This is a genomic window from Cysteiniphilum halobium, from assembly GCF_003574425.1.
In the GTDB taxonomy this organism is placed as follows: Bacteria; Pseudomonadota; Gammaproteobacteria; order Francisellales; family Francisellaceae; genus Caedibacter; species Caedibacter halobius.
The window spans coordinates 61,688-71,580 of sequence record NZ_QLIU01000052.1; the positions used below are offsets into that span (position 1 = coordinate 61,688).

Annotated in this window: 8 protein-coding genes; 1 reads left to right on the forward strand and 7 read right to left on the reverse strand. The window is 39.3% G+C overall.

The window, feature by feature from the left end:
* Window position 1 precedes the first annotated feature (1 nt).
* Genes serA through lgt form a run of 3 tightly spaced genes read right to left on the reverse strand, consistent with a single transcriptional unit; the run spans window position 2 to window position 2,878 of the window.
* Window positions 2–1,243: a phosphoglycerate dehydrogenase gene (gene serA / locus DNK85_RS09220; RefSeq protein ID WP_119329280.1), complete on the reverse strand. Its 1,242-nt coding sequence runs from the start codon at window positions 1,241–1,243 to the stop codon at window positions 2–4.
* Window positions 1,243–2,076 (reverse strand): thymidylate synthase, encoded by an 834-nt coding sequence (locus DNK85_RS09225; RefSeq protein ID WP_119329281.1) that lies wholly within the window; start codon window positions 2,074–2,076, stop codon window positions 1,243–1,245. Before DNK85_RS09225 ends, serA begins: the two co-directional genes overlap by 1 nt.
* Complete coding sequence (lgt, locus tag DNK85_RS09230; protein ID WP_119329282.1) at window positions 2,060–2,878, reverse strand: prolipoprotein diacylglyceryl transferase; 819 nt, start codon at window positions 2,876–2,878, stop codon at window positions 2,060–2,062. The genes DNK85_RS09225 and lgt overlap by 17 nt, the downstream gene beginning before the upstream one ends.
* Window positions 2,879–3,048: 170 nt before the next feature.
* On the opposite strand from lgt, the gene DNK85_RS09235 reads away from it, so the two are divergent.
* Window positions 3,049–4,917, forward strand: a complete 1,869-nt coding sequence (locus DNK85_RS09235; protein WP_119329283.1) for a cation:proton antiporter — start codon at window positions 3,049–3,051, stop codon at window positions 4,915–4,917.
* Window positions 4,918–5,029: 112 nt separating this feature from the next.
* Here DNK85_RS09235 and mnmA read toward each other — a convergent pair whose 3' ends face one another.
* From mnmA to DNK85_RS09255, 4 genes are all read right to left on the reverse strand, one after another.
* Window positions 5,030–6,103, reverse strand: a complete 1,074-nt coding sequence (gene mnmA / locus DNK85_RS09240; RefSeq protein WP_119329284.1) for a tRNA 2-thiouridine(34) synthase MnmA — start codon at window positions 6,101–6,103, stop codon at window positions 5,030–5,032.
* A gap of 245 nt (window positions 6,104–6,348) precedes the next feature.
* Window positions 6,349–7,506 (reverse strand): methionine adenosyltransferase, encoded by a 1,158-nt coding sequence (metK, locus tag DNK85_RS09245; RefSeq protein WP_119329285.1) that lies wholly within the window; start codon window positions 7,504–7,506, stop codon window positions 6,349–6,351.
* Window positions 7,507–7,730: 224 nt separating this feature from the next.
* Window positions 7,731–8,138 carry a MerR family transcriptional regulator gene (locus tag DNK85_RS09250; protein ID WP_162896648.1) on the reverse strand — a complete coding sequence of 136 codons (408 nt, stop codon included), beginning with the start codon at window positions 8,136–8,138 and terminating at the stop codon, window positions 7,731–7,733.
* Window positions 8,139–8,250: 112 nt separating this feature from the next.
* Window positions 8,251–9,893, reverse strand: a 1,643-nt coding sequence (locus tag DNK85_RS09255; RefSeq protein ID WP_162896649.1) for a hypothetical protein, incomplete at its 5' end; no start/stop codon positions are given.

Below are 9,893 nucleotides of genomic sequence, written 5' to 3' on the forward strand. Positions count from 1 at the left end.
ATTAGAATAAAACACGTGAACGTATCGTGCCATCAATGGCTTTAAGCTTCTGTAGTAAGGCACGTGAGGTTTCTTCACTGCTATTGATATCAATTACAACATAGCCAATATTGGCAAGTGTACGTAAAAATTGACCTTCGACGTTGACATTGTGATCAAAGAAAACACGGTTAATTGCACGCATCATTCCAGGCTTATTCTCATGGATATGTAAGATGCGATGAACATTATCTTGTGTTGGCAAGGATAACTCAGGAAAGTTCACTGCTGAAATCGTTGAGCCGTTGTCACTGTATTTGATGAGTTTATCCGCAACTTCAACGGCAATATTTTGTTGTGCTTCTAGGGTACTACCACCGATGTGTGGGGTGAGAAAAACATTATCCAAACCAATGAGCTCACTTTCAAAAGGTTCGCTGTTGCTTGATGGCTCTTTGGGAAAAACGTCAACTGCTGCACCCTTTATGTGTTTGGCCTTAAGTGCTTGTGCCAATGCATTAATATCAACAACATTACCACGTGAAGCATTGATTAAAACACTGCCTTTTTTCATGATTTTTAGTTCTTTGGCTGTGATCATGTTTCTAGTGGCGGGTGTATCAGGTACATGTAAAGTGACGATATCAGCCTCATCTAATAACACATTTAGATTGATACTAGCTGAAGCATTACCAAGAGGCAGTTTATTTTCAATATCATAAAAAATGACTTTTAAGCCTAAGCTTTCAGCAAGGACACTCACTTGCGAGCCAATATGACCATAACCAATAATGCCTAGCGTTTTGCCGCGTACCTCATGTGCGCCAATGGCAGATTTGCTCCAGTTTTGGCGATGCATTTGCATGTTTTTATCAACAACATTGCGATAAAGCAAGATCATCTGACCAATGACAAGCTCAGCGACACTACGCGTATTGGAAAAAGGCGCATTAAAAACAGGAATGCCAAGGCTTTGCGCAGTTGTTAGGTCGACTTGATTAGTGCCAATACAAAAGCAACCAATTGCAATCAAATGCGGGCAAGCTTTTAAGACATTTTCGGTTAATTGAGTACGTGAACGCACACCAACGATCTTGACACTTTGCAAAGCATCAATAAGTGCTGTGTTATCCAATGCGTGTGTTAATGATGAAATGTTACTATAACCTGCTTGGACAAAAGCATTATGTGCTTGAGCATGAACACCTTCAAGTAATAATACTTTAATGGCACTGCGATCAAGAGATGTGGTTTGTTCATTCATTAGACGGCTACCTGTGCTTTAATGGCTGGGTGACATTGATAGTTGACGATTTCAAAGTCATCGAATTGATAATCAAAAATTGAGGGTGCCTTGCGTTTAATGTGTAGCTTTGGCAATGGCAATGGCGAGCGAGCGAGTTGTTCATTGATCTGATCGTGATGATTATTATAAATATGGCAATCACCTCCTGACCAAATAAACGCGCCAATATCTAAGTCGCATTCTTTAGCAACGATATGTGTCAATAACGCATAAGAGGCAATATTAAACGGTACGCCCAAAAAAGCATCTGCAGAGCGCTGGGTGAGCATGCAGGATAATTTACCCTCAGCAACATAAAATTGAAAAAGCGTATGACAAGGGGGCAACGCCGCTTTGCCCATTCTGACATTATCCTGAGGTGAGATCGATTCATCCGGTAATACGCTAGGGTTCCAGCTATTAACAATGATTCGTCTTGAATCAGGGCGTGTCTTAATAAGATTAATCACCTGTTGAATTTGATCAATTGTCTCACCATCAGGTGTTTGCCAGCTGCGCCATTGTTTGCCATAAATTGGGCCAAGATCACCATCTTCAAGTGCCCAGTCATTCCAGATGCGCACGCCATTTTCGGCAAGATAATTATTATTGGTATCGCCCTTTAAGAACCATAATAATTCGTGAATGACGCTTTTAATATGAATCTTCTTCGTTGTAACTAATGGGAAACCTTCGGTTAAATCAAAACGCATTTGATAACCAAAAATGCTTTGCGTTCCTGTACCTGTGCGATCCGTCTTAGTGACGCCATGCTCCTTGATGTGGCGCAAGAAATTAAGATATTGCTGCATTGCTGTCCTTTACCTTTTCTTGTGTTTTTTGGGTGGTGAGATATAACAAAATAATCAAACCAACAACGATCATTGGCGTTGAAAGGAGTTGTCCCATCGTCATCCAGTTAAATAGCATATAGCCCATTTGTGGATCTGGTTGGCGGAAAAACTCAGCGATAAATCTAAATAAACCATACCATAGTAAGAAATTAGCAGAGATAAGTAAACGCGGACGTTGCTTTCTTGAGATAAACCATAGGATTAAAAATAATACAACACCTTCAAGCACAAACTCTAAAAGTTGCGAAGGGTAGCGTGGCAGTGGTCCACCATTGGGAAACACCATGCCAATTGGTGAGTCGGTGACACGTCCCCATAACTCACCATTAATAAAGTTACCCAAGCGTCCAGCACCTAAACCAATTGGTACCATTGGTGCGATAAAATCCAAAATATCAAAAACATTGCGTTTATATTTGCGACAAAATAGTGAAATGGCAAGGATCACACCAATTAAGCCACCATGGAAAGCCATACCACCATCCCAAACTTTAAAGATAATCCAAGGTGCGTGAATAAAATGACTAAAATCATAAAAAAGCATATAGCCAATACGTCCACCGAGAATCACACCAAGGGCGGCGTAAAAAATCATATCAGAGACTTGTGTTTTGGTAATAGGACTATATGGTTTCTTACAGCGAAGATTTGATAGAAGCCATGCTCCGGCAAAACCCACTAAATACATGATGCCGTACCAATGCACCTTTATTGGGCCAAGCGACAAAGCAACGGGATCAATGTTTGGATAGATAAGCATTTGTCTTATTACTAGATCAAAAGTAGCTGTATTATATCGAGATTAGGCAAACTTTTATAGCATTTAGCGCGAATAAAATCGTAAGAATAAAGAAGATAAAAAAACACTTTCGCTTATCAAGTTGTTTGCTACAATTATCTGGAATTAAACCAACAAGGAAGACGACCTACGTGGAAGTGAGTAACTTTTTTGCCTCAACAACCTATATTCCCATTGTGTTAATGGTGATTTTATTATTGGGCTTTGCTTGTCAATGGTTAGCATGGCGTATGCGTCTGCCAGCGATTTTATTTTTATTGATAGTCGGGATTTTATTAGGACCTGTCAGTCAACTGGTTCTAGGTGATCATTATCAGTTCTTGCGTCCTACACTTATCTTTAAAGATATGTTATATCCGATTGTCTCAATTTGTGTAGCGATTATTCTCTTTGAAGGCTGTATGAGCTTGAAATTCCGAGAAATCAAAGGCTTGGGAGGAACCGTTAGAAATATCGTGACCATCGGGCTTTTGATTACGGCGGTTTTAACGACCTTTTTGGTGCATTATCTCTTTGATATTTCTTGGAAAGTAGCAGCACTTATCGGGGCAATATCATCAGTGAGTGGACCAACAGTTGTTGTGCCAATTCTGCGTAGCGTGCGTCCAACGGAGAAACTTGCCAATATCATTCGTTGGGAGGGGATGTTAGTTGATCCTATTGGTGCGCTATTAGCCGTTATTGTCTTTACTGCCATTACCGCTTCGCAATACAATGCTTTTTGGCACATTACTGTGCATATTTTATTGGTGTTTCTTGTTGGTGGAATTGGTGGGCTTATTGCTGGATTCCTCTTGGGTACCGTACTTAAGAAACAATGGGTGCCAAGCTATTTGAATAATATGTTTGTGTTGTCATTTGTGATTACCAGCTTTGTGATTGCTGAACATATTGTTGAAGGTGGCGGACTTTTGATTGTGACCATTATGGGGATCATCGTGGGTAACATGCCTAATGCTCATATTGAAGAAATTCTTGATTTTAAAGAATCATTAAGCCTCATCTTGATTTCAAGCTTATTTATTATTTTAGGTGCTAATGTCAGCTTCGAATATTTAGAAGCAGTATGGTGGAAAGCAATTGTGTTGGTGCTGATATTACAATTTATTGTCAGACCAATTGCTGCTGGATTCTCAACTTTAGGCAGTGAACTTAATTGGCGTGAACGTGTTATGGTCTCATGGATTGCACCACGGGGGATTGTTGCTGCTGCTGTAGCTGCCTTGTTTTCAATAAAGGTCATTGAAAATTTGGGCTTGCCAGAAGAGGGAGAGCTTTTGGTTCTTATTGTCTTTATGATTATTCTAGGTACAGTAATCATTCAGAGTCTGACAGCTCCCTTTTTAGCAAAAGTATTGCATGCATCAGCACCTGAACCGCGTGGGTTCTTGGTTATTGGTGGTAATACCTTAGCCAGAAGCATTGCTAAAGAGTTACATAATAATAATGTGCACGTTGTTCTTGCTGACACCAGCTGGCGTAGTGTTCAGGCTTGTCGTTTGCAAGGTTTGACTTGTTACTATGGTAGTTCAGTGTCTGAGCATGCTGATTGGCATTTGAACATGGTGGGTATTGGGCGAATGCTCGGCTGTTCCTCGAGTGAGCAGATGAATACCTTGGCAGCGGTTAAGTACTATCGTGAGTTTGATGGCCGCGCGTCCGTTTTTGTGTTACCAACTGCGCAACACAAAGCCAATTCGAAGCTCACATATCTAACTAAAAAATATGCAAAACGTTTGTTTAGTAAAGATCTTTCTTATCAAACACTAAGAAGCATTGTCAAACAAGGTGGGCAAATTAAAACGACAACAATTAGCAATGAGTTTAGTTGGGAGCAGTTTTTGTCTCTCAATCAACAAGCAATTCCATTATTTTATATTAATAAGAAATTACAAATTCATGTAGTATCTCCTGATAGTCAACATACACCTGAAGCAGGCTGGCGCGTGATTTATTTGATGCCGCCTGAGAATTGGATCGTTGATAGTGATGAGGAGTAGTGATCTATGTAATTGAGTTTCAATTACTCCTCACACGCGCAGCAAAGGGTATGACCTCTTCCTCACGGAGAGAGGTGATAAAATGGTTTGTGATGGGTATAGTTGGTTGTTGTTATTGAATAACGCCACCACCTAAACAAATCTCATCATCATAAAACACCACCGATTGCCCAGGTGTGATCGCACGTTGCAGCTGATCAAATGTGACAATGGCCTTATCGTCTTTGATCGTTACCTGACAGGCCTGATCAGCTTGGCGGTAGCGTGCTTTGGCAGTGCATCTAAATTTATCAGCTGGCGCTTGACCTTTGACCCAGTGCAGCTTAATGGCGGTTAAGCCTTGTCTTAATAATAGTGGGTGATCATGACCTTGAACGGCAATTAACACATTGTTTTCAAGATCCTTTTGCGCGGCAAACCATGGAGTCTCTGGGCGATTTTTAACACCTCCGATGCCTAAACCTTGACGTTGACCAATGGTATAATACATCAAGCCATCATGTTTGCCGATAACCACACCATTTTCATCATGAATCTCACCTGGTTGTGCTGGTAGATAGTGATTTAGGAAAGCTTTGAATTTACGCTCACCAATAAAACAAATGCCAGTGCTGTCTTTTTTGTTATGTGTCACAAGATGGTGTTTTTCAGCAATACCACGGACTTTGGGTTTTTCAAGCTCACCGATTGGGAATAAAGCATATTGTAACTGCTGTTGTCCTAAGGTGTATAAAAAATACGATTGGTCTTTGTTATGATCCAAGCCTTTTAACAATTGATGTTCACCACTTGGCAATGTGCGTTTTCTAGCGTAATGTCCCGTGGCAATATGTGTACCACCTAGATGCTTGGCATAGTCTAAGAACGCCTTAAATTTAATTTCTTTGTTACATAAGATATCGGGATTTGGTGTGCGTCCGGCCTTGTACTCCTCTAAGAAATATTCAAAGACATGATCCCAATATTCCGCTGCAAAGTTGATTTTGTTAAATTCAATGCCAATACTCTGGCAAATGCTTTGTGCATCTTTAATATCTTCTTCAGCAGAGCAAAATTCATCGTTGTCATCTTCTTCCCAGTTTTTCATAAAAACACCAGTTACATTAAAACCTTGCTCTTTGAGTAGCAGGGCAGCAACAGATGAATCAACACCGCCTGAAACGCCGACAATAATTTTCTGTGACATACACTTTAAAATGATCAAAAAATAATATTGCTATTGTGCCGGGATTTATAAGAATTTGCAAAAAATAACTTTTATCTTGATATATACCCGTTGTTCCCTGAGCGAAGTCAAAGGGAGCAATAAGATAATAATGGATTTGACCAACGCTCCGCCAGCGCAGACAGCAAGCAATGTGAGTGAGGTAAATATGCAATATACCCATCGCAAAATGCCTTACGATGGGCATAGATTTAGTTTTACAATGGTTAACCCAAAGCTTGCGCCAAAATAGCTGCTTTATCAGTTTTCTCCCACGTGAAATCGGCATCTTCTCGACCAAAATGACCATAGACGGCCGTTTTTTGATAAATAGGGCGCAGTAAATCAAGTTGATGTGTAATAGCATAAGGGCGTAGATCAAAATGCTCAAGCACGAGTTTCTCAATTATATGATCATCAAGTTTGCCTGTGCCAAAGGTATTAACCATGATGGATGTTGGATTAGCAATACCAATTGCGTAAGAAACCTGAATTTCACACTTGTCAGCTAGGCCACTGGCAACAATGTTTTTGGCAATATAGCGGCCCATGTATGCAGCGGAGCGATCAACTTTGGATGGGTCTTTACCAGAGAATGCACCACCACCATGGTGCGCTGCTCCGCCATAGGTATCAACAATAATTTTACGTCCAGTTAAACCACAATCGCCGACAGGGCCTCCAATGGCAAATTTACCAGTAGGATTGACAAAGTATTTGGTTTTGTTCGTTACCCATTCTTTAGGCAATACCGGTAGAATAATCTCTTCAATTACCGCTTCCTCAATCACTTTTTGCGGAATTTCAGGGGCGTGTTGAGTGGAAATAACTACCGTATCAACAGCAGTAGGTTTGCCATTGACATAATGCAATGTCACCTGAGATTTAGCATCCGGGCGTAACCACGAAAGGGTTTTATTCTTGCGTAAAAATGCTTGGCGCTGCATGAGTTTATGCGCGTAATAAATCGCCGCTGGCATCAATGTCGGCGTCTCATTGGTAGCAAATCCAAACATCAAACCTTGATCACCTGCACCTTGATCCAGTGGGTTAGAGCGGTCAACGCCTTGAGCAATCTCAGGTGATTGTTTACCAATAGCATTTATCACTGCACAACAGTTACCGTCAAAGCCTAAATCATCTTTATTATAGCCAATATTAATCACAACGTTTCTAACGATCTCTTCGATATCAACCCATGCTGAGGTTGTGATCTCGCCGGCAACAAGTGCCATGCCAGTTTTAACAAGTGTTTCACAAGCAACACGCGCATTTTTATCTTGAATTAAAATAGCATCTAAAACTGCGTCAGAGATTTGATCGGCAATTTTATCTGGATGACCTTCAGAGACAGACTCAGAGGTAAATAAAAAATCATTTGCCATGATAAGTTTCCTTTTATATTTGTTCTATACCAAGTACAAGCTAAAAGGCTTCTAGAGAGAAACTATAGAAACGCTTTAGCGGTATTGTTTTGTGTCGCCCGCAAGTTGTTTTTAAATCAGCGACAATGTAATGACTGGCAGTTATGCTATCGCTAATAAGGTTGGCTGTCAAAGGATTTATTTGCCACATGGGGCAGAATATATTGGCGCTAATTTTTTAGAAACTATTTTGATTTTTCTGATATGTTATAGGAATATAAATCACGCAATATAGAGCAATCGTTGCTTTTATTTTTACCATCGCATGATCTATCTAGATCGATAAGACGTTTTTTTAGTAATTGTAATAGCTTTATTCGTTGATTTATTTGTTTTAACTTTAGGTTTATTTTTTCTTTAACTTCAGCACTTGATACATTTTGATTTTCGATCTCAAAAAGCTCAGCAATTTCATTTAAACTAAAGCCTAGATACTTTGCATTCTCAATAAATTTAACTTTATCAACACATGATTGATCATATTGACGATATCCTGAGGGCGTACGTTTTGCTTTTAGCAAACCTATATCATCATAGTAATGTAGGGTTCTAACTGTTGTACCTAGCATTTTTGCCAATGTTCCAACATTCATAATGTACCTCTTTCGCTATAGAACTTGCCTGGTGAGTATAGTTAACTTTCAATAAATCTCCCATAGTTAGAGTGATTTTTTGTACGCTAACTTTACAATCTGTTCTAAGATATCAGCTTTTTTTAGCTGGGTTATTTTGCTTGTTTTTATCATCTAATGCCAATAAACTGGCTTTGGCATAAGCGATTTTGTAACGTTGTTCCGCCTCACTAAAGGTTTGCTTACCTTGGTTAACCATGCTATTGCCTAATAGTTTATTTTTTAATGCAATCAAAATACCTTGATTTGTGTGTGATTCAACAGAGTTTGTTGCCTCAAGCTCGCCTTCATCTATTGCCTTTCTTTGATTTTGCTGGATTATTGTCATAAACTGCTCTGCTAAAGCTGGATCTAATTTCTGCAAAGCTTCATGAACAGCTGAATTAAAGTCCTCACTTGTATTTGATTGATGCGCAATAACCACCATAATATTACCTTGAGCTTCACGATTAACCCCTTGAATCATATACGATATTACGTTTGCTGCCTCATTTAAGCTTAATTGAGAATCTGTCACACTTTGGATAATATTTTTAACAGCGGTTTCACTAGTAATACCAATGCCCAAACTAGTATCTACAATACTTGCAGCAACCATTCCAATATTAGACTCAGGCTCACGCGCATTAATCATCTGCTGCAATAATCCTTCAACTACCTGATCATATGAGTTATACCTGCTTTCTTGAATAATATTTCCAGCAACACCCTTTAAGTCCAATGCTGATGAATCAGTAGCTAAAGCTTCAGTAAACTTCAATAAAGCATCTGCTGAAATAGTGATTTCAGAGCGATCAAATGATTGAGGTTTGGGTAAGAAATCTTTTAACAAGAAAGAATCTGTATTTGTATTATAAGCATTTAGGTTGGCTCTTGCTAAAGAGTGATTAGGATTATTTGCTGATACATCTGGCGTCAAAATAACATTCAGACCAAAGTATCGTTGATCTAACAGCTGCTGACGATGATAGATTTGAAATACAAAATTTACAGCACCTGAGAAATCAGGGTTAGCAACAAATAAAATATCTAATTTATTAGCTGTGCGAATAATTTCAATTTTACCTTTATCTGGTGTGATGCCTAATATGCGTGCACTAACAATATCACTACTTAATAAACTGGCAATTAAAATTTTCTTACCATTTTGTATTTCATTTATTAACGGAGATTCTACGGTGCCTACACCAGATTGAAAGTTAGTTTCGTGTATGTTAAAGGTACTATTTTCAAATCCAGCAAATGCTTGTGCATAGGTAACAATATTGTCTCGATCATTAACTAAAGTAGCATCTGTTCCTGAAAGGGGACCACCTATCACATATGTATTTTGTACAGTCGGCTCAATACTTACGGCTGTTTGGCTATTAAAAATATTAATTGCCAATGCAGTAAGGTTTGCTTTAGAGTCTTTATCAACGATGATACGATCTCCTGATTCTGTCGTAACTAATAATTGCAAAAGGTTCTCTTCGATTACTGTCCCAGTTGGAACAAAGACATCAACAATATTATTACTACCTATATCAACGCCAAGTAAACTGCCACCACCATCGGTTACGGTGGCATTGCTATTGTTAGGTAAGGTCACGCTATTGGTGCCAACGGTAATGGTTTGTGTGTTATTGCCATTATCAACAACAGTCGCCCCATTTGGAACGGTGACATCATCTGTTGCATTATTATCAAGATCAACGGCGATAGTACCGACAGCGG

Coding starts and splice junctions, on each gene's coding strand:
- lgt (WP_119329282.1), bottom strand. CDS start 2,878: ATGCTTATCTATCCAAACATTGATCCCGTTGCTTTGTCGCTTGGCCCA.
- DNK85_RS09250 (WP_162896648.1), bottom strand. CDS start 8,138: ATGAATGTTGGAACATTGGCAAAAATGCTAGGTACAACAGTTAGAACC.
- mnmA (WP_119329284.1), bottom strand. CDS start 6,103: ATGTCACAGAAAATTATTGTCGGCGTTTCAGGCGGTGTTGATTCATCT.
- metK (WP_119329285.1), bottom strand. CDS start 7,506: ATGGCAAATGATTTTTTATTTACCTCTGAGTCTGTCTCTGAAGGTCAT.
- DNK85_RS09225 (WP_119329281.1), bottom strand. CDS start 2,076: ATGCAGCAATATCTTAATTTCTTGCGCCACATCAAGGAGCATGGCGTC.
- serA (WP_119329280.1), bottom strand. CDS start 1,243: ATGAATGAACAAACCACATCTCTTGATCGCAGTGCCATTAAAGTATTA.